Consider the following 26,423-nt stretch of genomic DNA (forward strand, 5'->3'; position numbering starts at 1 on the left):
TCCCTGAATCGGTTTTAAGCCGATCCCTCAGGAGAAAACTAGATGAGCATAGTTCGGACAGCATTACCCTTGGTTCTGCTAACCAGTGTGTTGACTGGTTGCGCAGGTTTGCAGAAAACCGACTGGCCGACCTGTGCGGCGGTCGGCGGTGTCGTCGGTGCCGGTCTTGGCGCGACGGAGAGTTCGGCATGGGCGGGCTACGGTGCGCTGATTGTCGGTGGTACGGCAGCAGCCTATTGCTGGGTACACGGTGATGGCGACGAAGACGGCGATGGTGTGCCGGACAGTCGCGACAAGTGCCCGGGCACGCCAAAAGGCGTTCAGGTCGATGCTGACGGTTGCCCTCCACCAGCGCCTGCACCCGTGGTTGAAGAAGCTGTCGTGGTCAAGGAAGAAACCATTGTCATTCGCGATGTTCACTTCCAGTTCGACAAAGCCACGCTGACCGGTGCCGACAAACAAGTGCTCGACAAGGTCGCTACGCGCCTGAAACAGGAATCCTCGACCGCGCAACTGACCGTCACCGGTCATACCGATAGCGTCGGCAGCGATGCCTACAACCAGAAACTGTCTGATCGTCGCGCGCACTCGGTGGTCAAGTACCTGGTTGAGAGCGGCGTGCCGCAAAGCAGCTTCGTTTCGGTGACCGGCGCCGGTGAAAGCCAGCCAGTCGCGGACAACAAAACCGCTGACGGCCGTGCGCAGAACCGTCGTACAGAAATCAAAATCAACCGCTAGCCCTCTCGCATCCGCGGCTTGTGCAGTCGCGGATGCGGGTCTTTACTCCTGTGTAACCGGTATGGGCCGGTGACACAGGAGCTTTCACAATGACTGTTTTCTCAAGGTCCGTCTTGCCGGTGCTGCTGCTTGGCAGCTTGCTCACCGGTTGCGCCACCCACAGCGATGGCACTGCACCCCTCAATCAACGTACGTGGCCGATCTGCAGCCTTCTCGGCGGGCTGGTCGGTGGCGGCCTCGGCGCCATTGAAAGTGGCGGTTGGGCCGCTGGCGGCGCAGCGCTGGGGATACTTACCGGCGGACTGATCTGTTATGCCCAGGACGGCGATAAAGACGATGACGGCGTGTTCGACCGCCGCGACCGTTGCCCCGATACTCCGGCCAATACCCCGGTCGATCACCGTGGTTGCCCGCTGCCACAATATCCGGTCGTAGAGAAACCGGTCGAACCGGCCCCGCAAACCGAAGTCATCACGTTGAGCGATGCCGGCAACGTACTGTTCGATTTCGACAAGTCCGACCTGACGCCCGCCGCGAGAGCCCAACTTGATACGCTGATGGACAAATTGCGCAATGCCGACGTGGTCAGCATCAAGGTCATCGGTCATACCGACAGCAAAGGCTCGGATGCTTATAACCAGGCATTGTCGGAACGGCGCGCCAGCAGTGTCGCGGCTTATTTGCTGAGTCAGGGGCTGGCACCGAACAAACTGACCAGTGAAGGACGAGGCGAGAGTGAGCCGGTGGCCGATAACGCAACCGACGAGGGGCGCGCGCAAAACCGTCGCGTGGAGCTGCACATCAATCGTTAGGAGGTGTCTGTAGTCCGCGAGCTAGAGCTGCCGGGGCGATCATCGTCGATCCGGCAGCCATTTAGCGGCTCGGCGAAGATTTTTCATTTTTCCCTCTGGCTTATCCCCCGCAGAAGCCGTTACTGTGCGCCCAAAGAATAATTCGCAACACGGGGGAGCGTATGAAAGTGTTCTGGGGGCTGGGGCGGTTATTGACCCTGCTGTTCTGCTGCGTGGTACTGGCCAATCAGTTGGTGCCGTTCGTACATCCGCTGCATCTGCTGGTCAATCTGGCCGGCGCTCTGCTGTTGCTGATCCATGTGTTCGAAGTGCTGCTGTGCAATCGCAGCCTCAAGGGGCGCGCGCACCCTTGGCGTGATCGTGGCCGCATCCTGCTGTTCGGCGTATTCCATCTGCAAACCATCCCGGCCCCGGCCGCTCCGGAGGCTTCTTCCCATGCGTAAATTGTGTCTGCTCGCTGCTTTTATCAGCCCTTTGGCCTGCGCCCAGGTGGTCAGCGTCGAAACCAATTCCCTGATGCGTCTGCCCAATACCGCCGGCACCTTGCAACTCGAACGACTGGAAGTGGCCGATTATGGCACCTTGCTGGTTCCGGCCAACGTGACCGAACTGAGTGTCGGCGAATTGCGCCTCGGTCATGAAGCACGCATCGCCATCGTTCCGGGTGAACAGGCTTTTGAGATGAAGGTCATTCGTGCAGATTTGAGCGAAGGCAGTCAGATCACCGCGCGCGGTGCGCCGGGCACCTACGAAAAAGCCGCCCGTGCCGGGCGCAATCTGAATCTGCAATTCAAGGCACTGAACGCGCCGCAACTGTTGGTCGATGCCCGTGGCGGTACCGGTGCACCGGGTTTTGTCGGTCTCGACGGTGGCAACGGTGAAGATCCAGGGTGCACCTATGGCTCGGCTGGACATGGTGCGGATGGCAGTGACGGTAGCGACGGTCAGCCAGGTGCTCCGGGTGCGCTGGTGCGGCTGGAAGTGCCGCGCGACTTCCCGGTTGAGCAAATCAAGGTCAACGTCGCCGGCGGTGCTGGCGGCCCGGCGGGTGTTGGCGGCAAGGCAGGCAAGGGCGGCAAATCCAAGGGCTGCCTGGTGTATCGCGCCGATGGCGGCAAGAGTGGCAAGGCGGGGGCTGATGGGCAGCCTGGGCCAGTGGGGGCGGCGGGGGCTGTGACGGTGCAGCGCTTGTAAAAGCAGACCCTCATCGGAACGCCGCCCGCCCAGCCCTCTCCCGGAGGGAGAGGGGGCCGACCGAGGTGACTCACGCTATCCATCGACCTGAAAAACCGAGTCGATTATGGATTCAAAGCCAATCTTTCAAGTCGGCGTAGCTCTTCAATATCCCCCACTCAGTCCCCTCTCCCTCCGGGAGAGGGCTAGGGTGAGGGGCTTTTGATCTAATCCCCGATCTTCAAATCATCGGCCTCGCCGCCGCAATCGCCACCAGCACCAACCCGACAATCAAATTAATCCCCACCACCCGCCGGATTCGCCCCAGCACCGCCGCACCCGCCGCCCAGTCCTTCGCTTCAACCGCCTTACGCAACTCCGGCAGCATCAACCCCTGAATCCGGATAAACAGCGCCGTCATCACCACATACAGCCCGATCATCACTTGCACATACTTTGGCGCGGTCTCAAACCCGACCTGCTGCAAATGCAACATACCCACACCACTGATCGGCAACAGAATCACCGCGACCCAGACCCAGCGGAAAAAACCTTGAAACACTTCAACCCACAAGGTCAGCCGGGCAGGGCCGTCCAAGGCCTTCACAGCCGCCGGACGCAAGACCATCCAGGCGAAAAACATGCCGCCGACCCAGACCAGGGCGGACAGGACATGCAGCGGATAAACGAGGCTAAAAGGTGTCATTGGGGCACTCCGTTCTGCGCGGGATTAATTAGCGGGGTATGATAGCCGCCATCCGAAACCACTGAAAATTTATCCAGCGTTTTTTGCGCCCGACAATCCATGATCAGCACTGAACTCAAAACCACGATCCAGGGCGCCTACTCGCGTTTTCTAGAGGCCAAGAGCCTCAAGCCGCGTTACGGCCAGCGCCTGATGATCGCTGAAATCGCCAAAGTCCTCGGTGATATCGATACCGACGACGAAGGCCGGCGCAGTGGCGACCCCGCAATTGTTGCGGTGGAAGCCGGCACCGGTACCGGCAAGACCGTGGCGTACAGCCTCGCGGCAATCCCGACGGCGAAACTGGCCGGCAAACGTCTGGTCATCGCCACCGCGACCGTGGCCCTGCAAGAGCAGATCGTCTACAAGGATTTGCCCGACCTGATGCGCAACAGCGGGCTGAACTTCAGCTTTGCCCTGGCCAAGGGCCGTGGCCGCTACATGTGCCTGTCCAAGCTCGACATGCTGTTGCAGGAAGGCCACGCGCAGACCGCCACAGCCCAGCTGTTCGAAGAAGAAGGCTTCAAGATCGAGGTCGATGAGGCCAGTCAGAAGCTCTTCACCAGCATGATCGAGAAACTCGCCGGCAATAAATGGGACGGCGACCGCGACAGTTGGCCCAATGCTCTGGAAGACGCCGACTGGGCGCGCTTGACCACCGATCACAGCCAATGCACCAACCGCCATTGCCCGAACTTTGGCCAGTGCGCCTTCTACAAGGCCCGTGAAGGCATGGGCAAGGTTGACGTGATCGTCACCAACCACGACATGGTTCTGGCCGACCTCGCATTGGGCGGCGGCGCCGTTCTGCCTGATCCGCGTGACACCCTTTACGTGTTCGACGAAGGCCATCACCTGCCGGACAAGGCGATCGGCCACTTCGCTCACTACACGCGCCTGCGTTCCACCGCCGACTGGCTGGAAACCACCGCCAAGAACCTCACCAAACTGCTGGCCCAGCATCCGCTGCCGGGCGATCTCGGCAAATTGATCGAGCAGGTGCCGGAACTGGCGCGGGAGATCAAGACCCAGCAGCAGTTCATGTTCAGCGCCTGTGAGCAGATCGCCGATTTCAAACCCGGTGAAGACGTCGAAGGTCGCGAACGGCCACGCCATCGCTTTGTCGGTGGGGTGATTCCCGAGCACATGCGCGAAATGGGCATCGAGCTGAAAAAAGGCTTCTCCCGTCTCAACGATTTGTTCACCCGTCTGACCGACCTGCTCAAGGAAGGCATGGACGGCGAGGTCAACATCGGCATTGCCAGCAACCAGGCCGAAGAGTGGTATCCGCTGTTCGGCAGCCTGTTGTCCCGTGCGTCGGGCAACTGGGAACTGTGGACGGCGTTCACCGCCGAAGACCCGGAAGACAGCCCGCCGATGGCCCGCTGGCTGACCCTGGCGGAGAGCGGTTCGCTGTTCGACATCGAGGTCAACGCCAGCCCGATCCTCGCGGCTGAAACTTTACGCCGCAGCCTGTGGAACGTGGCGTACGGTTGTCTGGTGACTTCGGCAACCCTGACCGCGCTCGGCACTTTCGACCGTTTCCGCATGCGCGCCGGCCTGCCGAAAAAAGCCGTCACCGCCGTGGTGCCGAGCCCGTTCCACCATGCCGACGCTGGCGTGTTGCGGGTGCCGGATCTGAAGGCCGATCCACGCGACGCCGCCGCTCACACGGCCGCGATCATTCGCGAGTTGCCGGATCTGGTGGAAGGCTCGCGCGGCACGCTGGTGTTGTTCTCTTCGCGCAAGCAGATGCAGGACGTATTCGACGGCCTCGACCGCGACTGGCGCAAGCAAGTGTTCATTCAAGGCAACCTGTCGAAACAGGAAACCCTGAACAAACACAAGGCTCGTGTCGATGGCGGCGATTCCAGCGTGCTCTTCGGTCTGGCCAGTTTCGCCGAAGGCGTGGACTTGCCCGGCGCGTACTGCGAACACGTGGTGATTGCCAAGATTCCGTTCTCGGTGCCGGACGATCCGGTTGAGGCGGCGCTCTCGGAGTGGATCGAAGCCCGGGGCGGCAATCCGTTCATGGAAATCTCCGTGCCCGATGCCTCGCTGAAACTGGTTCAGGCCTGCGGTCGTCTGCTGCGCACTGAAGAAGATCGCGGCACCATCACCTTGCTCGACCGGCGTCTGGTCACCCAGCGCTATGGCAAGGCGATCCTCAATGCGTTGCCTCCTTTCCGTCGTGAAATTTCCTGAGACATAGGTGGGCAGTTTTGCCCACTTTGTTGTCTATCTCTCTGCCATCGCTTTTCCATTGGCCATTGTTGGTCGTTAGGGAGAACTCCGTTCTTATGATCCGCCGTTCGTTGCCTGCCGTGTTTGCCTTGATCTTCGCTGCCCCGTTGCTGGCGGCGCCTGCTGCGCCGCAAACACTGTTCAACTTTGTCCGTCCCGCCGACGTGGTGAAAATCGCCACTGAAAACGCCGACCTGCCGCAAGCCAACGCCGAGCAAACCCCGGAAGGTGAAGTGCTGCGACGCGTGACTTTCAACCCGGCGGCCCGCCCGACCTTGCGCCTGACCCCGCAAACCGGTGCCTGGGACTGGTCGCAGTCCGGCATGATGAGCCTGCGCATTCAGAGCGCAATGAACTGGGCCGTGACGGTCTACGTGCAGATCCAGAGCAACAATGGCCAGACATTGACCAGCCGCGTCGACCTGCCGGCCGGCCCTGCGCAAACCTTGCTGGTGCCGTTGGTGGCGACCACGCCGCTTAGCAAGGGCATGAAAGCCGGGCCACCGATGCCAATGACCGTTGATGGCCAGCGGATTCTGCTTGCCAGCAGCACCGGTGAAATCGATCGCAGCCAAGTGGTATCGGTGAGCCTGTCGATGGATCAGCCGAAAGTTGCCCAGAGTTTGCTGCTAGAGCGCTTTGGTGTGCAGGACGGTGAGGCGGTCACGCAAGCGGTGTACGGCAATCTGGTTGACGCTTACGGGCAATCGACCCGCAGCAAATGGCCGGAAAAAATTGCCAGTGACGAACAACTCAAATCCGCCGCCGCCAAGGACCAGCAACAGCTGAAAACCTGGCTGGCCGAGCGCGAAAAGTCCTCGCTGGACAAGTTCGGCGGCTGGAGCAAAGGCCCGGCGTTCAAGGCCAGCGGTTTCTTCCGCACCGAAAAACGTGATGGCCGTTGGTATCTGGTCACGCCTGAGGGGCATCCGTTCTATTCCCTGGGCGTCAACACCGTCACCCCCGACGTCAACCAGACCTACGTGGCCGGGCGCGAGTGGATGTTCGAGTCCCTGCCAAAACCCGACGAACCGCTCGCCAGTCACTTTGGCGAGGGCGACAACCGTGGCGGCAACGGCGCCGATCAGGGCCGAGGCTACAGCAATGGGCGCTGGTATGACTTCTACGGCGCTAACCTGCAGCGGGTTTATGGCGAGCCCTGCAAACCGGATAGCGACAGCAAGGCCGGGGTCGCTGAAGCGGCCAAGGCTGGCGCAGTTGAAGAAACCGCAGTGAAAGCCGCCGAGCCTGCGGCACAGTCAAGCGAACCGAAGGCCGGTGTTGCCGAAGCGGCGAAAACCGACGCCGTGGCGACGACGGCTGAAAAAGCCGCTGATCAACCCGTCACTACTCCGTGCACCGCCACGGTCGATGAGCAGAAGTGGGCCAGCCACGCCCTTGATCGGCTGCAAGCCTGGGGCTTCAACACGGTCGGCAACTGGAGTGCTGACTCGCTGAGCGACGCGGAACGCGTGCCCTACACCTTGCCGCTGGCGATCGTCGGCGATTACGCCAGCATCAGTACCGGCAACGACTGGTGGGGCGCCATGCCTGACCCGTTCGACCCGCGTTTCGCCATGGCCACCGAGCGCGCCGTGGCCATCGCGGCCCGCGATCACCGCGACGATCCTTGGCTGATCGGTTACTTCGCCGATAACGAATTGGCCTGGGCAGGCGCGGGCAACGATCCGCAATCGCGCTACGCACTGGCTTACGGCACCTTGAAAATGACCACTGACGTGCCGGCCAAGCGCGCGTTTCTCAAGCAACTGCGCGACAAATACCGCAATCAGGCGGGGCTGTCGAAAGCCTGGGGCATTGACCTGCCGGCGTGGGAGTTGATGGAAGATCCGGGCTTCGTGCCGCCGCTGCCGAACCCGGAGCACCCGGAAATCGAGGCTGACTTCAAATACTTCCAGAAGGTCTTCGCCGATACCTACTTCAAGACCATCTCCGACTCGCTGAAATGGCACGCGCCGAATCAACTGCTGCTCGGCGGCCGTTTTGCCATCAGCACCCCGGAAGCCGTGGCCTCCTGCGCGCAGTATTGCGATGTGCTGAGCTTCAACATGTACACCCTCAAGCCGCAAGACGGCTATGACTTCGCCGCATTGAACGCTATGGACAAACCGGTGCTGATTACCGAGTTCAACTTCGGCTCTGCTGATCGCGGCCCGTTCTGGGGCGGCGTGACGCAACTGGCCAAGGAAGAGGATCGCGGTGCGGCGTACGCCAACTTCCTCAAACAGGCGCTGAGCGAGCCGTCGATTGTCGGCGTGCACTGGTTCCAGTATCTGGACCAACCGGTGACCGGGCGTCTACTGGATGGCGAGAACGGCCACTTCGGTTTGGTCGGGGTGACGGATCTGCCGTATCAGGGCTTTGTCGAGACGGTACGCAAGAGCAATTTGCAGGCGGTTGATCAACTTGGCAAACAGGCGGAGAAAGCCGCAGCGGTCCATGAAGCCGAAGGCGGCAGGAAAGGTGAGGCCGGCAAAGGCCCGGGGCAGGGCGCTGGCCATGCCGGTGGGCATTCGGGCAATGGTCATTAAGGCGTGATGCGCTAAAGATCGCAGCCTTCGGCAGCTCCTGCATGGGACGCGCTTCTCTGTAGGAGCCGCCGTAGGCTGCGATCTTTTGATCTTGCTTTTGATCCGACCGCCCAGCTCACAGCTGTTCCCAAAACCCTCAAGGGCTGGAACAATGCGGGCCACTTTGTAGAGCGTTTTCGCGGGGGAGTTGCGGGTGCAGATTCAGGGACATTACGAGCTTCAATTCGAAGCGGTGCGCGAGGCATTCGCCGCACTGTTCGACGATCCCCAGGAACGCGGCGCAGCTTTGTGCATCAAGGTCGGCGGAGAAACCGTCCTCGACCTCTGGTCCGGCACCGCCGACAAGGACGGCACCGAGGCCTGGCACAGCGACACCATCGCCAACCTGTTCTCCTGCACCAAAACCTTTACCGCCGTCACGGCTCTGCAATTGGTCGCCGAAGGCAAGTTGCACCTGGATGTTCCCGTTGCCCGCTACTGGCCGGAGTTCGCCGCCGCTGGCAAAGAGTCCGTTACCCTGCGCCAATTGCTCTGCCATCAGGCCGGCCTGCCGGCTTTGCGCGAGCTGCTGGCCCCCGAAGCGCTCTATGAATGGCAAACCATGGTCGACGCCCTCGCGGCCGAAGCACCCTGGTGGGTGCCGGGCACCGGTCACGGCTATGCCGCGATCACTTACGGTTGGTTGATCGGCGAACTGCTCCGTCGTGCCGATGGTCGCGGGCCGGGGGAATCGATCGTTGCCCGTGTCGCCAAACCATTGGGTCTGGATTTTCACGTCGGTCTGGCGGACGAAGAATTCCATCGTGTGGCGCACATCGCCCGCGGCAAGGGCAATGCCGGCGACGCCGCCGCTCAGCGTCTGCTGCAAGTGACGATGCGCGAGCCGACCGCCATGACCACCCGCGCCTTTACCAATCCACCGTCGGTGCTGACCAGCACAAACAAACCGGAATGGCGGCGCATGCAGCAGCCGGCGGCCAATGGCCACGGCAATGCAAGGAGTCTGGCCGGGTTCTACGCCGGTTTGCTCGACGGCAGCCTGCTCGAAAGCGACATGCTTGAAGAACTGACCCGCGAACACAGTATCGGCGAGGACAAGATCCTGCTGACTCGCACCCGTTTCGGTCTGGGCTGCATGCTTGATCAACCCGACGTACCGAATGCCACCTACGGCCTCGGCCCGCGTGCGTTCGGGCATCCGGGCGCGGGCGGCTCGATCGGTTTTGCTGACCCTGAGCATGATGTTGCGTTTGGTTTTGTGACAAATACCCTTGGGCCGTACGTCTTGATGGATCCGCGCGCGCAAAAGCTCGCGCGGGTGCTTGCCACTTGTCTGTAAAGCGTCATCAGAGGTTCCAGGGCCGGAACCTCTAAAGGTTTTTCGATTCAAAGCGACAGTTTATCCGGGCGAAAGTGCTCTGATTTTTCATTACTTCATTTTGTGGATTTTCAATGTCATCTAAAAAGACACTCGCCCTGGCCCTGTGTGTTGCGATCACCGGTTGTGCACAGACTCCTAAAAATGATGCGGACGGCGGCAGTTGGTGGCCGTTTGGTTCTTCCGACAAAGTGGCGGCCAAAGAGCCGGCACAGGCCCCAGCACCGTTGAAACCTGCTACTACTGCGCCGGTTGCCAAAACTGAAAGCAGCAATCCATGGTATTGGCCGTTCGGCTCCGACGATTCGACCGCCAAGGCAGATGCCAAGCCTGAAGTGAAGCCTGAAGCCAAACCGGTCGCCGTGGCCAAAGCCGAGGCTGACAAGGGCGGCAAGTGGTGGTGGCCGTTTGGCGGCAAGGATCAGGACACCGCCAAAGTAGTGCCGATGCCGGATCCGAAAGTCACTCAGGCTTGGCTTGACGACTACGAACCGCGCCTGCGTACTGCCATTCAGGACAGCAATCTGCAACTCGAGCGCCGCGACAATGTGCTAGTCGTCACCGCGCCGGTCGAAGGCTCATTCAACCCGGATCGTCCGGCGATGCTGCTGCCAGTCACGCTTGGCCCGTTTACCCGCGTGGCGAAAATCCTCGAAGCCGACCCGAAAACCGCCGTGCTGGTACTCGGTCACAGCGACTCCAGCGGCGCTGCGCCGGCCAACATCAAATTGAGTCAGGAACGTGCTCAAGCCATTGCGGCGATCTTCCGTCTCAGCGGCTTGCAGCGTGATCGCCTGATGCTGCGCGGCATGGGTTCTGAAGCGCCACGTGCCGCCAACGACAGCGTTGAAGGTCGTGCCCTCAACCGTCGCGTTGAAATGCTGGTGACTCCGCAGAACACCATGGTTGCGCTGCTGAGCAAATACAACATGCCAGCGCCGAAGCCAGTGACCCTGGTTGCTGCGCAGGACGCCAAGCCAGTGGCCAAACCGGTAACCCCGGCGCCAGCCGCGAAAAAAGCTGCTGTACCGGCCACCAAGAAAGCCCCGGCGAAGAAAGCCGCCGCCAAGGCTCCAGCCAAGAAGGCACCGGCGAAGGCTCCAGCGAAGAAAACCGCTCCAGCCAAAGCCGCCGCGACCGACAAGAAAGTCGCCGCGACCGATGCCACCAAGAAGTGATCCGCTAACGAAAAGGAATGCGCCATGACCCAGGCTCTGGCAGATATGCGTCGTGATTACACCCGGGACGGTTTGACCGAGGCACAAGCCCCGGCCGAGCCGTTTGCGCTGTTCCACCAATGGTTCGCCGACGCGGTGAAAACCGAGCAGGCGCCGGTGGAAGCCAACGCCTTGACCCTGGCGACGGTCGATGCGGACGGGCGTCCGCATTGCCGCATTCTGCTGCTCAAGGGCCTGGACGAGCAGGGTTTCACCTTCTTCACCAATTACGACAGCGCCAAGGGCCAGCATCTGGCGGCCAATCCGTTTGCCGCCATGACCTTCTTCTGGCCGACCCTGGAGCGCCAGGTGCGCATCGAAGGGCGGGTGGTGAAGGTCACACCGCAAGAGTCCGATGCGTATTACCAGGTGCGTCCACTGGGCAGCCGCCTCGGTGCCTGGGCATCACCGCAGAGCCGGGTGATCAACGGGCGCGGTGAACTGGAGGATTTGCTCAAGGCGACCGAGCAACGCTTCAGCGATACTCAGCCAGATTGTCCGGAACACTGGGGCGGTTACCGATTGCTGCCCGAGCGCATCGAATTCTGGCAGGGCCGTCCGAGCCGCCTGCACGATCGCCTCAACTACCGTTTGCAGGGCGCCGACTGGATTCTTGAACGTCTGGCACCTTAAGCAGTCTACCGAGCGGGATACCCTGCCGCAGCGGCCTCAAGCCACTTCGGCAGGTCCCGACGCTTGATCTTCTGCGCATGTGCATGGGCCAATTGTTCAAGCATAAAAGCGCGTTTGCCTTCATCCTTGCCGGCCAGCGACAGTGCCAGGTCGCGATCAACCCAGCGTTTGATCCGTACGTACAGCCACCCATGGAAGTACAGACCGGCGACGGTGGTGACGACAATGATGAAGTAATCCATGAAAATCCTTGGGTCGGCGGCGCAAGAAATGGAATTTGGCGCTAATGTTGGGTGAGTTCGCAGGGCGCCTGTACCGGGCCTGAATGAAAGCAATTTTATCCGAGCTGCGCCGTGACAGGCGTCAAGCTGCGGAGTTTAATGAATACCTGTCCTTTGGAGTTGATGCTATGCGTAAGTCTGTTCTGCTGGTTGCTTCCTTTTCCACGATGGCGATGTTGCTTACCGGCTGCCAATCGAGCCTGACCGGTGACTCCTACTCCCGTGACGAAGCGCGTCGCGTGCAGACGATTCGCATGGGTACCATCGAATCCCTGCGTCCGGTGAAAATCGAAGGCACCAAGACCCCGATCGGCGGCGCAGCAGGCGCAGTGGTCGGCGGTGTCGGCGGCAGCGCCATCGGTGGCGGTAAAGGCAGCATCGTCGCTGCTGTGATCGGTGCGGTGGCGGGTGGTCTGATCGGCTCGGCGACCGAAGAAGGCCTGACGCGTACCCAAGGTGTGGAAATCACCGTGCGCGAAGACGACGGCAGCATGCGCGCCTATGTGCAGCAGGTTCAGGAGAATGAAGTGTTCCGCGTTGGCGAGCGTGTGCGGATTTCGACCGTTGGCGGGACCAGCCGCGTTTCGCACTAAGCGGGAGCGAGCGGCAAAAGAAAACCCCGATCAGGTGACTGGTCGGGGTTTTTTTGTCGGTGGCTTTTCAGCTTTTCTGAATCAGGCTTGTCAGTCTTCGCGACAAAGCCCGATGCAGTAAGTCAAATCGTCCCTGAAGGGCGTATTGACGATTTGCATGATTTCTCTGGCTTGAGTTTCCGTTAGATCATGTTCACCCATCGGTACATCTTTCAGAGATTCCCACCCCATGACGTTAAGAACCGCCTGCTCTGAAGTTTGTGGGACATCTTTATCATATTGCAGTGAGTTGTCTGGATTTGGTTCAGGGAAAAACCCGGAAAGCGCTAAAAAAATCATTCTCGAATACTCAATTTTTCACTTGGTCGTGGTGCGTCTTTCGGGTTTTGCTTTACCAGTTTGCTCACCCGTTTTTATATCGAACTCGCCGAGATGGTCTCCTTCCCAGTTATAAACCTCGACAGCACCATGTTGATAGTCCCACTCATAAATACGCTTTTTGCTCTCCCAGCGCTTGCGATGTCCTTTTTTACGAACCGGTACTGCATCGGGGAAGGCCGGAAGTAACTTGGGTGGCATATGGTAGTCGTGGTCACCAGACACCGGACGCGCAACCACAATATAGAGTGGCCTGACCCCCGAATCCGCCGGAAACACCAGAATGAAATCCCGGTACTCCGGCGGATAAACCGGATTCACCAGAATCCCCTCTGCCGCTTTCGTCGGTGGATACACCCAGATATGCGGCGCCTGCGGAGCTGCCTCCAACGCGGGGATGCCGAGAATGTCCGAGCCGTCCACGGCGGGTGTCCAGATCAGTTCGACGCCTTCACCCAAGTCAGCAATGAACTGGCTGCCGCGCGCAGTGAATTGCACGACATCAACCATTTCCCAATCACGATTCTTACCGGTGTAGAAACCGTAACCCTTGAGGCTGCCGTCGGCCTGTTGCTCGACCCGCAGTCGAACGCGGGTACGGGCCTGTTTCAGGGCGAGCAGTTGATCGTCGGTGTAGAGGGCGCTGTCGCCAAGGCTCGAGGGCATGAACAGCGCGACCAACCCAACCAACGTGGCAGCAGCAGTGCTGGCGGCAACGGCAGGCAACGCTTCGAATGCAGATCCGGCCAGAGCAAAATTGCCGAGTCCTGTCGGGATGGCCGTCGCGCTGATTTTCTTCAGCGCGACGGCACCGTTGGCATCGGCTTCGCGGGCACCGAGCAGGATCAGGTCGCCGTAGTCTTTCAAACTATCGGTCGGCACCATCCCCGGAGGATTGGAGTAATCAATGATCGCGTCCGGCAACTTGCAGGACTTGGCAAACACGCATCCGGCGCGCACAGGATCAGGCTTTTTGGCTGCAACCTCACGATTGCGCTCGAAAGCCTCCTGTCGCGCCAGCATGGCGTCGTAAGCGTTTTGTCTGGCTTCGCGCTCGGCCAGTTCTGTGGCCGTCATGTAGCGGTAGGTGACGTGATGCCGGTCGCCCGCCGGTGGGTTGGGAACCCGGGGAATGTCCTTGTTGCGAGCCACTGATCGTCCTTTCGTTCATCCATCGACAGCCCCTCGGAAGGGGCTGCACGACGTTAACGAAGCAGGAATTTTGTGGCTGTAGGACGCGTCTCTAAAAGCGTGGGATTGTTCGACTACAACAATTTATCGAGTACGAACTCTTTGAACCAGGGGGGCTGGATATCTGACTTGATTTCAATCAGTTCTCCATCAGTGATTTCTGCTATTTGTGTCAGCCCCTCACTGCCTTCATCCGAGTTATCGAAAATGTAGGCTCTGTTGGATGTCAGGATAGCTTCAGACAACAGCTCCAGAGATCTCCAGTAACGGGCCTTTATTTTTTCAGGAGGAACGTTATGCCCGCCTTGCGATACGCGGTAGGCAACCCTGGCTATATTGATTTCAGGATCAGCTGTAGCGACGTAATAAACGTAGACTCTGTAGCCAGAGTTATGAGCCTCGGCGAGCAGGTTAACTTTGTCTGAGGAGGACATGACCGTTTCGAACGTAAAGCTGATGCGTTCTTTGATCAGCGACCGACGTATGAAATCGGAAAGGGCTGAAGCGACGTAGGAGTCGATTTCAGTATTTGCGAAGCTGAGTCTTTCACCTTCAATCGCAAGTGAGCCCAGCTTTGCCAACGAACGAGGGGACTTCTTTAAAAGCGCATGTTTACGGAAAAAATCAAAAATCTCTTTTTTATGAGATTCGATTCGATATGAGGTGAAGTCAAAGTATCCCGTATCTTTAATCGCCCGTTCGATATCATCAGGATTGATGTAGTTTCCAAGCAAATGGGCAGGAACAAGTCGATTGAAGGTGCTTTTTCCCGATCCATTAGGTCCCGCAAATATCCGTATTCTTGGTGTGCTCAAGAAGTAACCTGTTTTGAAGATTTATTGATGTGCAGGCGAGTACCGCTTTTCAGATTTCCATAAGTGCCGATCGAGCGCAAAGCAACGGAGGTCTTCTCCGTCACCTCGAACAGTTGGCCATCTTTAGCAACAAGAACGGCTGCGCCGTTGGCAAGTGCCATTCTATAGGCGTTGTTGAATGCCTTCAGGGCGATATCTGGAATCCGGGATTCCTGCACGGCAATCTGATCGTCCGTCATTGGGCGTTTTTCTGCTTTACGTGACATGGATGGCTCCGAGAAATACCGTGCTGGAGAGGTGGCTGAGGTTAACGAAAGATATAGCACACTTGCGCGGCTCATTGCTAAGCCTTGCGCGAAGCGTGCTGATACTCATGAAGCAGCTGGTTTCTCAGATTGTAGGGTGCTTTGGCGACTCGCCGCCGCCGTCACCGCATAACCGATCAACGCCGCCAGAATCGACCCCGTCAGAATACCCATCCGGTCCATGCCCGCGTATTCACTTGCACCCGGAACAAAGGCCAGAGAGCCGACAAACAGGCTCATGGTGAATCCGATGCCGCAGAGAATCGCCACGCCCAGCACCTGACCCCAGTTGGCGCCTTGGGGCAGGGCGGCGATACCGATCTTCACGGCCAGCCATGTCAGGCCGAATACGCCGACGGTCTTGCCGAGCAGCAGGCCGACCGCGATGCCCATCGGTACGTGGTGGGTGAAGCTTTCGACGGTGACGCCGCTCAGCGACAGGCCGGCGTTGGCGAAGGCGAACAGCGGCAGAATGCCGTAGGCGACCCAGGGGTGAAGCGCGTGTTCCAGCGTCAGCAACGGCGAAGGCTCGGCGTTTTTCGTCCGTAGCGGGATGCAGAAGGCCAGGGTCACACCGGCCAGCGTTGCATGAACGCCGCTCTTCAGTACGCAAACCCACAGGATCAAGCCGATGATCATGTATGGCCCGAGCTTGACCACGCCGAGCCGGTTCATCGCCACCAGCGCCGCAATGCAAGCGGCCGCGAGGCCCAGCGACAGGGTCGAGAGTTCGCCGGAGTAGAAAATCGCAATGATCACGATGGCGCCGAGGTCATCGATGATCGCCAGGGTCATCAGGAACAGCTTCAGCGACACCGGCACACGCTTGCCGAGCAGGGCCAGTACGCCGAGGGCAAAGGCGATGTCGGTGGCGGTAGGGATTGCCCAGCCGCTCAGGGCGGCCGGATTGTCGCGATTGAGGAACCAGTAGATCAGCGCCGGCACCAGCATGCCGCCGACAGCGGCCGCACCCGGCAGGACGATCTGCGACGGCTTCGACAACTGGCCGTCGAGCACTTCGCGCTTGACCTCCAGGCCGATCAACAGAAAGAACAAGGCCATCAGGCCGTCATTGATCCACAGCAAAAGGGGTTTGGCGATTTTCAACGCGCCGATCTGCGCTACCACCGGGGTGTCGAGCAAACCGGTGTACAGCCACGACAATGGCGAGTTGTTGATAATCAAAGCGAGGATGGCCGCGGCGATCAATAACAGACCGCTGGCAGCTTCCAACTGAAAGAAACGCGTGAAAGTGCTACGCAGAGGCAAGGTCGCTCTCCATCGATGAGTCAAAAAGGTGGGACACCCTAACCCGTACGGTTAGTTGTTAAAACAAAAGTTATATTCTTTTTTGTTATATGTCGTTACAACGCCTTTACCCCGAACCACGCTGAGCCTAGCAGTTGCGGGACATATTGAGACTCAGCTGTATCTGTGCGCGATGTAGGTTTTTTCCTAAGCTGACGGATGAGCCTTTTCAGGAGGCCAATCTCCTGCCCGATTCAACGAGAACCATGACCATGAGCGACAACCGACAGTGGGCCCGCGAAGCCATCCGCATCATCGAAGCGGATTTTCAGCGCAGCGCCGACACCCATCTGATTCCCTTGCCGCTGCCAGGTTTTGCGGGCATCGAGTTGTACTTCAAGGACGAGTCGAGTCATCCGACCGGCAGCCTTAAACATCGGCTGGCCCGTTCGCTGTTTCTCTATGCGCTGTGTAACGGCTGGCTCAAGCCCGGCGCGCCGGTAATCGAGGCGTCCAGCGGTTCGACGGCGATTTCCGAAGCGTATTTCGCGCGGATGCTGGGGCTGCCGTTCATTGCGGTGATGCCGGCGACCACGTCGAAAGAGAAGATTGCCCAGATTGCCTTCTACGGTGGCCAGAGCCATCTGGTAAAAGATCCGACGCAGATTTATGCCGAATCCGAGCGTCTGGCTCGAGAGCATGGCGGTCATTTCATCGACCAGTTCACCTATGCCGAACGGGCGACCGACTGGCGGGCGAACAACAACATCGCCGAGTCGATCTTCCAGCAGATGCGCTACGAGAAACATCCCGAACCGAGCTGGCTGATTTCCAGCCCCGGCACCGGCGGCACCACCGCGACCCTCGGTCGTTACGTGCGCTATCGCCAGCACTGCACCCGCGTGTTGTGCGCTGATGCCGAGCGTTCGGTGTTCTTCGATTACTACCAGACCGGCGACGCCAGTTTGCGTCTGGATTGCGGTTCGCGGATCGAAGGCATTGGCCGGCCAAGAGTGGAAGCGTCGTTCTTGCCGAAGGTGATCGACGCGATGGTCAAGGTGCCGGACGCCTTGTCGCTGGCGGCCATGCATTACCTGGCGCAACGGCTGGGGCGGCATGTTGGCGGTTCGAGTGGCACCAACCTGATTGGCGCATTGATGGCGGCGCAGCAAATGAAAGCGGCGGGGGAGTCGGGGTCGATCGTGGCGATTCTGTGCGATGGCGGCGAGCGTTATGCCGACACCTATTACGATCAGGACTGGCTCAAGGCGCAGGGCTATGAGTTGAGCGGATTGATTGAGGCTGTGGCGGCGAGTGCCGAGCGGGGAGAGGCGCTGCCGACTTCGGTGTTGCGCGCCAATATCTGAAAAGCAAAAAGATCGCAGCCTGCGGCAGCTCCTACACCGATCAATGTAGGAGCTGCCGCAGGCTGCGATCTTTTGATCTTAAGGCTTAAGCTTCGAGGCCGAGAATGTCGCGAGCCACAGCCTCGGCAATCCGAATCCCGTCCACACCCGCCGACAGAATCCCACCGGCATAACCCGCGCCTTCACCGGCCGGGAACAGACCCTTCACGTTCATGCTCTGCAGCGACTCATTACGAGTAATGCGTAGCGGCGAAGACGTGCGCGTTTCGATCCCGGTCAAAACCGCATCGTGCAGCGAGTAGCCGCGAATCTGCTTCTCGAACGCCGGCAGCGCTTCACGAATCGCCTCAATCGCGAAGTCTGGCAAAGCCAGGGCCAGATCACCCAGCGCCACACCCGGTTTGTAGGACGGCTCGACTTCACCCAGTTCGGTCGAAGGAATGTCGTTGATGAAGTCGCCAACCAGTTGCGCCGGGGCCTTGTAGTCGCTGCCGCCGAGGATAAAGGCGTGGGATTCCAGACGCTCCTGCAACTCGATCCCGGCCAGCGGGCCGCCCGGATAATCTACTTCCGGGGTGATGCCGACGACGATGCCGGAGTTGGCATTGCGCTCGTTACGCGAGTACTGGCTCATGCCATTGGTGACCACACGGTTCGGCTCGGACGTCGCGGCGACAACGGTGCCGCCCGGGCACATGCAGAAGCTGTAGACCGAACGGCCGTTCTTGGCGTGGTGCACCAGTTTGTAGTCGGCGGCTCCCAACTTGGGGTGGCCGGCGTATTTGCCCAGACGCGCACGGTCGATCAGCGACTGCGGGTGTTCGATGCGGAAACCCACCGAGAACGGCTTGGCTTCCATGAACACGCCACGGCTGTGGAGCATGCGGAAGGTGTCGCGGGCGCTATGGCCGAGGGCCAGAACCACGTGTTTCGAATGCAGAGTCTCGCCGCTGGCTAGTTGGACCCCGACCAGTTGGCCGTCTTCGATCAGCACATCACTGACGCGCTCCTGGAAGCGCACTTCGCCGCCCAAATCTCGGATCTGTTCGCGCATGTTTTCAACCATGCCGGTCAGACGGAACGTACCGATGTGCGGCTTGCTGACGTAGAGGATTTCTTCCGGTGCGCCGGCCTTGACGAACTCGTGCAGGACTTTGCGGCCAAGGAACTTCGGATCCTTGATCTGGCTGTACAGTTTGCCGTCGGAGAACGTGCCCGCACCGCCTTCGCCGAACTGCACGTTGGACTCGGGGTTGAGCACGCTTTTACGCCACAGGCCCCAGGTGTCCTTGGTGCGCTGACGCACTTCGGTGCCGCGTTCGAGGACGATCGGCTTGAAGCCCATCTGTGCCAGCAACAGGCCGGCAAAGATCCCGCACGGGCCGAATCCGACGACGATAGGTCGCTGGCTCAGGTCGCTTGGTGCTTCGCCTACGAATTTGTAGCTGACATCCGGCGCCACGTTGACGTTACGGTCGTCGGCGAACTTGCCCAGCACTTTGGCCTCGTCGCGTACGGTGAGGTCGATGGTGTAGATGAAGCACAGTTCGGAGGACTTTTTGCGCGCATCGTAGCTGCGCTTGAACAAGGTGAAATCGAGCAAGTCATCGCTGGCGATGCCCAGACGTTGCACGATGGCAACGCGCAGGTCTTCTTCGGGATGGTCGATTGGCAGCTTGAGTTCAGTGATTCGTAACATGGCGAGGATCCGGGTTCGCGGGGCGCACAACTGCGCCAGGGCGTTTGAAGGCCGCGATTATAAGCCGCAACCGCCGGATCCGGTGAGGGTAAAACGATCAGTCGTTACGCGAACCGCCGAAATACCCGCAGCCACGCTGCACCTGACCGTCGATGCGCAGTTCGGCGCTCATGTGCTGCACGCTGCCGGTGCTGCTGTCGACGCAACGTTGCGGCGCGACCCACAATTCGATGCGCTGGTTGTTGGCTTCGCTGCTGAGATTGAAGCGACCGTCGCCCAATTGCTCTTCAACGTAAGGGACGGCGAGCGGGGGCTGGCCGTCGCGGTCGATGACCATGCCTTTGCCGCTGACCTTGACGTTCCACTCAGGGCCATGGCCGGCGGCGCGCAGAATCAGTAGCTTGAAATTCGGATCATCACACGCGGTGCCCGAACGTTCGACGCGATAGAGCTGGGCAAGATCGAGGCGGTCACCGGCGATCTTGCCGCGTACGTCGGCGAACAACTTGCCCTGGTCATCGGCCAGGGTCGCGGCCTCTTGCAAGACGCTGGTGCCGCCAATGTCGTTGACCACGTATTGGCGTTGATCCTGACACGGCTGGAACACCAGTTTGCCGTCGGCAGCGGTCAGTTGCCCCTGCATCCGCGTCTGCCCCACGTGCGAGGCACTTTCTCGCGGGCCATCGAACAACTGGCAGGCGGCAAACAACGGCAGCAGGGCAACAAGGACTAACGAACGGGCAACACGCATCTTCGGCTCTCCAGACAAGTGCCGCCACGTTACGCAGGCTGACCGTTCATCACAAGGGTTTAGCCGACGTGAAAAGTCTGACCGGTTTGCAGGCCTTCGACACTTTTGGCGTAGGCCAATGCCACATCCGCCGCAGGAACCGGCTTGTAGCCACGGAAATACGGGGCGTAGCTGCCCATGGCTTCCAGCAAAACGGTCGGGCTGATCGAGTTCACGCGCAAACCGCGAGGCAGTTCGATGGCGGCCGCGCGAACAAAACTGTCGAGGGCGCCGTTGACCATTGCAGCCGAGGCGCCGCTGCGGATCGGATCGTGGCTGAGCACGCCGGTAGTGAAGGTGAACGAAGCACCGTCGTTGGCAAACTCGCGACCGATCAGCAACAGGTTGACCTGGCCCATCAGCTTGTCTTTCAAGCCCAGGGCGAAGCTGTCTTCGTTCATTTCACCCAACGGTGCGAAGGTCACGTTGCCAGCGGCGCAGACCAGTGCGTCGAACTTGCCGGTTTGTTCGAACAGTTTTCGGATCGACCCGCTGTCGCTGATATCCACCTGCAAATCGCCGCTTTTGCGGCCGATACGAATAACTTCGTGGCGTTGCGACAGTTCTTTGTCCACGGCCGAACCGATGGTGCCGCCAGCGCCTATCAACAGAATTTTCATCGTGTTGTGCCTCAAGTGATTGAACGAGGTTTCAGTCTAGAGTGGTTTTTTCTGTGGATAAGCGCGCTAATGGGCAACCTTTGGTTTTCAAATGGAAACAATCCATGAGCGAGATGGATGATCTGGCCGCGTTTGCGGTGTTGATCGAGGCCGGCAGTTTCACGTTGGCGGCGCAGCAACTCGGGTGCAGCAAGGGCCAGTTGTCCAAGCGGATCAGCCAACTCGAAACGCGCTTTTCCGTGGTGCTGCTGCAACGCACGACCCGGCGTTTGAGCCTGACCGCTGCCGGTGCGGCGTTGTTGCCACAAGCCCAGGCCCTTGTAGTCCAAGTCGAGAGAGCGCGTCAGGCATTGGCGCGATTGAAGGACGACATGGCCGGGCCGGTGCGTATGACGGTTCCGGTGTCCCTGGGAGAAACCTTCTTCGATGGTTTGCTGCTGGAGTTTTCGCAAAAGTATCCCGATGTGCAGATCGAGCTTGAGCTGAACAACAGCTATCGCGATCTGTCCCGGGACGGCTTTGATCTGGCGATCCGCAGCGAGGTGGCCAACGACGAGCGGCTGGTGGCCAAGCCGCTGCTGGCCTGGCAGGAAATGACCTGCGCCAGCCCGGCCTATCTCGAGCGCTTCGGCGAGCCGCTGACGCCGCAGGCGTTGACCGAGCACCGTTGTTTGCTCAACAGCCACTACAGCGGTCGCGAGGAATGGCTGTATCACCAGCAGCACGAATTGTTGCGGGTACGCGTCTCGGGGCCGTTCGCCAGCAACCATTACAACCTGCTCAAGAAAGCGGCGCTGACCGGTGCCGGCATCGCTCGATTGCCTTCGTACCTGCTGCAAGCGGAATTGGCTGACGGGCGCTTGCGCTGGCTCCTGCGCGATTACCAGACCCGGCGCATGCCGATGTATCTGGTGCATCCGTATCAGGGTGGATTACCGAAACGCACTCAGGTATTGGCGGACTATCTGATGGGTTGGTTCAAACGCAGCGGCGAGGCGCTGGATCGGCTTCAGCGGTAGCGCTTGGCGATCAGATGATCGATCGACAATTTCCCCGGTCCGGTCGTCATCAGATATAGCAGCACCGCTGCCCAAGTGCCGTGTGTCGGGTAGGCATCCGGATACACAAACAACTGAATGGTCAGGGTCATCCCCAGCAACGCCAGCGCCGAAAATCGTGTGGCGAAGCCAATCAGAATCAGAATCGGGAAAAAGTGCTCGGCGAACGCGGCCATGTACGCGGCGATTTCCGGCGACAGCAGCGGCACGTGGTATTCGCTGGTGAACAACGGAATCGTCGAATCGGCCAGACGCGGCCAGCCCAACTCAAAGTTGCCGTCGAACAGGTCGATAGCCAGGCCTTCAACCTTGGTCTGCCCGGACTTCCAGAACACCGCGGCAATCGAAAAGCGCGCGATAAAGGCAATCAGGCTGTGGGGGATTTTCTCCAGCAGCGAGATGGCGCGGGTGATCAGCGTATTCATGGCAATTCCTTGAAGTTCAGATGGGTGATGGCGTTATGAGCGATCAGCAAGGCCAGGGTCTGGCTGAGATCGAACGGCGGGCTGTTTTCTGCGGCTGCCAATAGCGGCTGGCCATCGAGCAAATGGCGGATGAAAACGCCGGCGCCGTGATCAAGGGCAAACACCTCGACATCGAGGCCATTGCGCAACACCAATGCCTGCTGTCCACGATTGAGTTCGATGCCTTCCAGCGTCGCCTCTCGCTGGTGTGCGGCCCAGATCGCAACCACGGCATAGCCTGAATCGAGCAGGTACAGGGACGGATGAAGTTCGAAGCCAAGTTCGCTCAGGGCTTGCGGGTCACTCAGCGCAGCGGCGATCTGTTCCGGCGGGATCGGGTTTGCGTCGGCGGCGTGATAAGCGAGGGTGCGTAACTGCTCAAGGCGTGCCACGTCGGCCAGGTACGGCACGCTTGAGGCCGGTTCAAACGCAGCGATGAAGTCCGCAAACCCTTCGCCGTAAAGGCTCATCAACGGACTTTGTGGTGGCTGACTTTGTACGAACACAGCCGCCATGGCTCGGAAGAATTCCTCGCCAACCAACTGCGCAACCACCGGATAACTGTCGCCCAGTGCGTTGATCAGCGAACTCTGCACGTTGTTGCGATACACCGCGAAACGGCTGGCGGGATCGGCACCGTTGGCGCTGTAAAGGCCTTCGGGGCAGGGCAACTGCACATTGAGCAACGCTGCCGTGAACGCGGCTTGAGAGCTCATGATCGATCCCGCGCGCACTTCAACAGCACTTCGGCCTGCTGCGCCTCGGCCATTAAGACGTCGAATGCCGGCACCTGATTGTCACGCTCGATCAACGTCGCCACCGGGCCGATGCGCTCCAGCACTTGCCGGTACAAATGCCAGACTGCTTGATCAATCGGCGCGCCGTGATCGTCGATCAGCAAACGGTCGCCGAGGCTGTCGCAATCTTCGGCAAAACCGGCCAGATGAATCTCACCGACGGCGTGCAATGGCAAGGCATCGAGATAGGCCAATGGATCGCGCAGATGATTGATGCACGACACGTAGACGTTATTGACGTCCAGCAACAAACCGCAGCCGCTGCGGCGAATGACTTCGGCAATGAAGTCAGCCTCGTCGAGGGTCGAACGTTCAAAGGCCAGATAGGTCGCCGGATTTTCCAGGAGCATTGGCCGCTTGAGGGCGTTCTGCACCTGATCGATATGTTCGCAGACGCGGTTCAGCGTCGGTGCGTCATAGGCCAGTGGCAGCAGGTCATTGAGGAACACCGGGCCGTGGCTGGACCAGGCCAGGTGTTCGGAAAAGGAGTGGGGTTGATAACGCTCGATCAGATCCTTCAGGCGTTGCAGGTGGTGAACGTCCAGCGGCCCTTCAGCCCCGATGGACAATCCGACGCCGTGCAGCGACAGCGGATACTGCTCGCGAATCAATCCCAGAAAATGATGAAACGGGCCGCCGGCCACCATGTAGTTTTCGGCGTGGACTTCGAAGAAGCCGATGTCCGGTAATGAGCCGAGCACTTCACGCAAGTGCCCGGTCTTGAGCCCCAACCCGGCACGGGGCGGGAGCCCTGAACGGGCTGCCTGAGTGCAGGAGTGGGCATGGTCGTTAGGTGTGAACATGATTGTCACTCAGGCAGCCGACTGATCAGGACTTGGCTTTGAACGCTTCCATTTGACCGAAGCCGGTCGGCGAGGTTTTGCTTTCGGTGGTGGCGCAGGTGCCTTTCGGAACGAGTTTCCAGGCGTTGGCCTGATAGTCCATTTTTGCGGTGCCGGCACAGGTGGTGCCTGCGCCTGCAGCGCAATCGTTCTTGCCTTTCATGGCCACACCGAAGCATTTTTCCATGTTGGCGTCGGCAGCGTGAACGGTGGAAACGGCTGCGATGCTCAGGGCAGAACCAAGGGCCAGAACCAGGGCGGTAGCGGACAGGGTGCGGGTGGTAGCAGTCATGATGTTTCTCCGATTTTAGCTTGGGTTTTACAAGCGATTTGCGCTTGCTTGTCCCTCTAGAGAAACGGCATGGCGATGCGTTACAGCGCCAGTGAGAAAAAAATTACAGCGAATGGAATAACTGCGTCGTTCTGATCGTGAATGGTTCTAGAGACCTGTAATTTCTGAAAGTAGGAAAAGCTTAAGTGGATCGGTAGATTCCGAACGTGGCAGGTGAATGACAGGAGCAACATCATGACCAGGGCTGAACAGGCAATCGACTATGCGACAGTGAATCTAAAAACCAGATAGGCGCCTGTGACACAAAAAACGGCCCGAAAGCCGTTTTTTGATAACCACAATCGCTCACCCCCAGATGCCGGTTTCTGCCAGTTTTTTCCAGGCCGTCACCCGTGCTCTATAGTCATTTCAACGGCCACCCTCACAGGCCGATTTACCAGGACGGTATCTTATGTCGAAGGATTGCTCAGCTTCTGCTGTGCTATTGCGCAGAACTTTATCTTTGGCTCTCGCCGGCACGCTGCCCTTGCTGTTCGGGACGGTATGCGCCCAGCCGCAACCGGAACCTCTGGACACGCTCAAGCGCATCAACCACAACTACAACACTCTCAAGGATTCCTGCCAGGAACCCGATACCGGTGCCGCGCGCGGGCTTTATTACTGCAGCGGCGTGACCTTGCGAATGGTCAATGACGGGCCGTTCAATCCTTGGGATTACAGCCCTTACGCGATCAAGATCGGCGCGACGTCTTACTCGTGGATTCGCAAGGATCTGAGCACCCGGATCCTGATCCATCCGGCCGGGTTTGTTTTGCGAAACCCAACCGATGCTGCCGCCCTGAATTTGCCGGTCAAGGAGCAGGGCTTCACCTGCATCTACGCCTTCGATGGTGGTACTGGACCAGAACGCAAGTGGTATGGCTGCGGCTTTTTCGACAGTCGTGAACCGCCACGTACGGCCCAAGGGGGGATGGACAATCGCAATGCCGCGCTGGCTTACGGCACCTGTGCGGAAGCCGGGGTGAGCACTGCTGAGCAATGGACGCAGAAATATACCGGGCTGATGAAAGGGCCGATCCAGTACGGGCAGTGTTCCTGGAATGCGGAGAAACCCAGTGACTGGAACGCTATGATCCGGGTTCATGAATCCCGACCAAACACCACCAATAAGGACCCGTTTGCCTTCAGTGCTCAGGTCAACGAGTTCATGTTGAAGAATGCCACCGCGACCAACGATGGCAGCGAGAACATGAAGTACATCGATGCCTTCATCTACAACGTCAATAGTACGCAGAACTTCGCCACCCGCGGCGATCAGGCGCCGCCGAAACCGGAAAACGGCCTGAACAGTGCGCGCAACTTTCAGAAGAAACTCCAGGCTCAGGGCTACAGCGTGCCGATCCTGCGACTGGATTTCACCCAGCCGGCGGAGCAGCGCTTCAGCTACGTCGCCGCCGATCAGGCGATCGACCTGACAGCGGCGGGTGGTGTTCAGCCACCAGTGGTTGCGCCGACATCGAACTACATTGCCAGCGCGACCTGGGTCGAGCGTTACGATCCGGGCAGCAAGAAAAACGAATGGTCGCTCAACGTCACGCCGACCGCCCAGGGCAAGGCGATACAGGCCAGTGATCAGAATGCCTTGTATCAGGAGCTGTTCGCGCTGCATGGCGCTGACAGCCAGTGGCACGACCACGAAAAATCAGCGGGCAGCATGCGTCAGCAACTGGCGTGTCTGGTGCAGAACTATCCAGCCAAGACCGAGTGGAATCTGGAACCGTTTCGACCTACCGTCAGTCCGCAGGAAGCGGCCAGGGCCGGTTGCAATCCAGTGCCGGTTCAGGCCCCGCAATACATCGCCTCGGCCGACTGGGTCAAACGTTACGACCCCGGCACCCGCAAGGATGAGTGGAGCCTGAGCATTGTGCCCACGGCGGTGGGGCGGGCCTTGCCCAACGAACAGATCGGCGCTTTGTACGACCAGTTGTTCGCCCTCAAGGGCGCGGACAGCAACTGGCGAGACAACGAAAATTCCGCCGGCAGCATGCGCCAGCAATTGAACTGTGTCCTGAACAACTATCGCAACAAGACGCCATGGAATCTCGAGCCTTTCCGGCCGGCGTTATCGGACAACGAAATGCGGGCCACGGGTTGCAACCCGGTCCCGCGTTGACGGTGTGTATTGGCTAAT

Annotated in this window: 27 protein-coding genes; 13 read left to right on the forward strand and 14 right to left on the reverse strand. The window is 59.5% G+C overall.

Annotated elements, in window-relative coordinates; all coding sequences use genetic code 11:
- The first annotated feature begins 42 nt into the window (after positions 1-42).
- The 4 genes from ACA043_RS06505 to ACA043_RS06520 all read left to right on the forward strand — a co-directional run bounded on the left by ACA043_RS06505 (position 43) and on the right by ACA043_RS06520 (position 2,744).
- Complete coding sequence (locus ACA043_RS06505) at positions 43-738, forward strand: PA1041 family peptidoglycan-binding anchor lipoprotein (protein ID WP_489878343.1); 696 nt, start codon at positions 43-45, stop codon at positions 736-738.
- 89 nt (positions 739-827) lie between these two features.
- A complete protein-coding gene (locus tag ACA043_RS06510; RefSeq protein WP_401270565.1) occupies positions 828-1,550 on the forward strand; it encodes a PA1041 family peptidoglycan-binding anchor lipoprotein in 723 nt (240 codons plus the stop codon).
- Positions 1,551-1,711: 161 nt separating this feature from the next.
- Positions 1,712-1,993 (forward strand): DUF1145 domain-containing protein, encoded by a 282-nt coding sequence (locus ACA043_RS06515; protein ID WP_489878345.1) that lies wholly within the window; start codon positions 1,712-1,714, stop codon positions 1,991-1,993.
- On the forward strand, positions 1,986-2,744 hold the full coding sequence (locus ACA043_RS06520; protein WP_497658851.1) for a collagen-like protein: 759 nt from the start codon (positions 1,986-1,988) through the stop codon (positions 2,742-2,744). The genes ACA043_RS06515 and ACA043_RS06520 overlap by 8 nt, the downstream gene beginning before the upstream one ends.
- Positions 2,745-2,964: 220 nt before the next feature.
- Here ACA043_RS06520 and ACA043_RS06525 read toward each other — a convergent pair whose 3' ends face one another.
- Entirely contained in the window at positions 2,965-3,429 is a 465-nt protein-coding gene (locus ACA043_RS06525) for a CopD family protein (protein WP_497616745.1), read from the reverse strand.
- Between the two features lie 99 nt (positions 3,430-3,528).
- Here ACA043_RS06525 and dinG point away from each other — a divergent pair, with 99 nt between their 5' ends.
- From dinG to pdxH, 5 genes are all read left to right on the forward strand, one after another.
- Positions 3,529-5,673 (forward strand): ATP-dependent DNA helicase DinG, encoded by a 2,145-nt coding sequence (dinG, locus tag ACA043_RS06530; protein WP_187679466.1) that lies wholly within the window; start codon positions 3,529-3,531, stop codon positions 5,671-5,673.
- Between the two features lie 95 nt (positions 5,674-5,768).
- The gene (locus tag ACA043_RS06535; protein WP_497658852.1) at positions 5,769-8,264 is read left to right on the forward strand and encodes a beta-galactosidase; all 2,496 of its coding nucleotides are present in this window, start codon (positions 5,769-5,771) and stop codon (positions 8,262-8,264) included.
- Between the two features lie 193 nt (positions 8,265-8,457).
- Entirely contained in the window at positions 8,458-9,603 is a 1,146-nt protein-coding gene (locus ACA043_RS06540; RefSeq protein WP_489878348.1) for a serine hydrolase domain-containing protein, read from the forward strand.
- A 113-nt stretch (positions 9,604-9,716) separates the two neighbouring features.
- Complete coding sequence (locus ACA043_RS06545; protein ID WP_489878349.1) at positions 9,717-10,820, forward strand: OmpA family protein; 1,104 nt, start codon at positions 9,717-9,719, stop codon at positions 10,818-10,820.
- Positions 10,821-10,844: 24 nt separating this feature from the next.
- Positions 10,845-11,492, forward strand: coding sequence for a pyridoxamine 5'-phosphate oxidase (gene pdxH, locus ACA043_RS06550; RefSeq protein WP_305441765.1), 648 nt, complete (start codon positions 10,845-10,847; stop codon positions 11,490-11,492).
- Positions 11,493-11,497: 5 nt separating this feature from the next.
- On the opposite strand, the gene ACA043_RS06555 is transcribed toward pdxH, so the two are convergent.
- On the reverse strand, positions 11,498-11,734 hold the full coding sequence (locus ACA043_RS06555; protein WP_401270545.1) for a hypothetical protein: 237 nt from the start codon (positions 11,732-11,734) through the stop codon (positions 11,498-11,500).
- A 167-nt stretch (positions 11,735-11,901) separates the two neighbouring features.
- Between ACA043_RS06555 and ACA043_RS06560 the strand changes: the two genes are divergently transcribed.
- Positions 11,902-12,366 carry an outer membrane lipoprotein gene (locus ACA043_RS06560; RefSeq protein WP_007969461.1) on the forward strand — a complete coding sequence of 155 codons (465 nt, stop codon included), beginning with the start codon at positions 11,902-11,904 and terminating at the stop codon, positions 12,364-12,366.
- 90 nt (positions 12,367-12,456) lie between these two features.
- Here ACA043_RS06560 and ACA043_RS06565 read toward each other — a convergent pair whose 3' ends face one another.
- The 5 genes from ACA043_RS06565 to nhaA all read right to left on the reverse strand — a co-directional run bounded on the left by ACA043_RS06565 (position 12,457) and on the right by nhaA (position 16,324).
- Entirely contained in the window at positions 12,457-12,705 is a 249-nt protein-coding gene (locus tag ACA043_RS06565) for a pyocin S6 family toxin immunity protein (RefSeq protein ID WP_489878350.1), read from the reverse strand.
- Between the two features lie 18 nt (positions 12,706-12,723).
- Complete coding sequence (locus ACA043_RS06570) at positions 12,724-13,896, reverse strand: S-type pyocin domain-containing protein (RefSeq protein ID WP_489878351.1); 1,173 nt, start codon at positions 13,894-13,896, stop codon at positions 12,724-12,726.
- 113 nt (positions 13,897-14,009) lie between these two features.
- A complete protein-coding gene (locus tag ACA043_RS06575; protein WP_489878352.1) occupies positions 14,010-14,750 on the reverse strand; it encodes an ATPase in 741 nt (246 codons plus the stop codon).
- Positions 14,747-15,016: a hypothetical protein gene (locus tag ACA043_RS06580; RefSeq protein WP_489878353.1), complete on the reverse strand. Its 270-nt coding sequence runs from the start codon at positions 15,014-15,016 to the stop codon at positions 14,747-14,749. Before ACA043_RS06580 ends, ACA043_RS06575 begins: the two co-directional genes overlap by 4 nt.
- A 105-nt stretch (positions 15,017-15,121) precedes the next feature.
- Positions 15,122-16,324: a Na+/H+ antiporter NhaA gene (nhaA, locus tag ACA043_RS06585; RefSeq protein ID WP_489878354.1), complete on the reverse strand. Its 1,203-nt coding sequence runs from the start codon at positions 16,322-16,324 to the stop codon at positions 15,122-15,124.
- A 251-nt stretch (positions 16,325-16,575) separates the two neighbouring features.
- Here nhaA and ACA043_RS06590 point away from each other — a divergent pair, with 251 nt between their 5' ends.
- Positions 16,576-17,670 (forward strand): PLP-dependent cysteine synthase family protein, encoded by a 1,095-nt coding sequence (locus ACA043_RS06590; protein ID WP_257357222.1) that lies wholly within the window; start codon positions 16,576-16,578, stop codon positions 17,668-17,670.
- 85 nt (positions 17,671-17,755) lie between these two features.
- Here the strand turns inward: ACA043_RS06590 and ACA043_RS06595 are convergent, their stop codons facing one another.
- From ACA043_RS06595 to ACA043_RS06605, 3 genes are all read right to left on the reverse strand, one after another.
- Positions 17,756-19,369, reverse strand: coding sequence for an NAD(P)/FAD-dependent oxidoreductase (locus ACA043_RS06595; protein WP_489878355.1), 1,614 nt, complete (start codon positions 19,367-19,369; stop codon positions 17,756-17,758).
- A 97-nt stretch (positions 19,370-19,466) separates the two neighbouring features.
- A complete protein-coding gene (locus tag ACA043_RS06600) occupies positions 19,467-20,120 on the reverse strand; it encodes a COG3650 family protein (RefSeq protein WP_401270530.1) in 654 nt (217 codons plus the stop codon).
- A 59-nt stretch (positions 20,121-20,179) separates the two neighbouring features.
- Positions 20,180-20,779, reverse strand: coding sequence for a short chain dehydrogenase (locus ACA043_RS06605; protein ID WP_489878356.1), 600 nt, complete (start codon positions 20,777-20,779; stop codon positions 20,180-20,182).
- Positions 20,780-20,883: 104 nt separating this feature from the next.
- Between ACA043_RS06605 and ACA043_RS06610 the strand changes: the two genes are divergently transcribed.
- On the forward strand, positions 20,884-21,798 hold the full coding sequence (locus ACA043_RS06610; RefSeq protein WP_489878357.1) for a LysR family transcriptional regulator: 915 nt from the start codon (positions 20,884-20,886) through the stop codon (positions 21,796-21,798).
- Here ACA043_RS06610 and ACA043_RS06615 read toward each other — a convergent pair.
- From ACA043_RS06615 to ACA043_RS06630, 4 genes are read right to left on the reverse strand one after another with little or no spacing between them, the layout of a single operon-like run.
- Positions 21,789-22,262 (reverse strand): DoxX family protein, encoded by a 474-nt coding sequence (locus ACA043_RS06615; RefSeq protein ID WP_489878358.1) that lies wholly within the window; start codon positions 22,260-22,262, stop codon positions 21,789-21,791. The genes ACA043_RS06610 and ACA043_RS06615 overlap by 10 nt on opposite strands.
- Positions 22,259-23,017, reverse strand: coding sequence for an HvfC/BufC N-terminal domain-containing protein (locus tag ACA043_RS06620; protein WP_489878359.1), 759 nt, complete (start codon positions 23,015-23,017; stop codon positions 22,259-22,261). Before ACA043_RS06620 ends, ACA043_RS06615 begins: the two co-directional genes overlap by 4 nt.
- Positions 23,014-23,901 (reverse strand): MNIO family bufferin maturase, encoded by an 888-nt coding sequence (gene bufB, locus ACA043_RS06625; RefSeq protein WP_489878360.1) that lies wholly within the window; start codon positions 23,899-23,901, stop codon positions 23,014-23,016. Before bufB ends, ACA043_RS06620 begins: the two co-directional genes overlap by 4 nt.
- Before the next feature lie 25 nt (positions 23,902-23,926).
- Positions 23,927-24,232 carry a BufA1 family periplasmic bufferin-type metallophore gene (locus ACA043_RS06630; RefSeq protein ID WP_187679448.1) on the reverse strand — a complete coding sequence of 102 codons (306 nt, stop codon included), beginning with the start codon at positions 24,230-24,232 and terminating at the stop codon, positions 23,927-23,929.
- A gap of 451 nt (positions 24,233-24,683) precedes the next feature.
- On the opposite strand from ACA043_RS06630, the gene ACA043_RS06635 reads away from it, so the two are divergent.
- Positions 24,684-26,405 carry a DUF2599 domain-containing protein gene (locus tag ACA043_RS06635; RefSeq protein ID WP_401270519.1) on the forward strand — a complete coding sequence of 574 codons (1,722 nt, stop codon included), beginning with the start codon at positions 24,684-24,686 and terminating at the stop codon, positions 26,403-26,405.
- Positions 26,406-26,423 lie beyond the last annotated feature (18 nt).

This window comes from Pseudomonas sp. LBUM1648 (assembly GCF_059716145.1).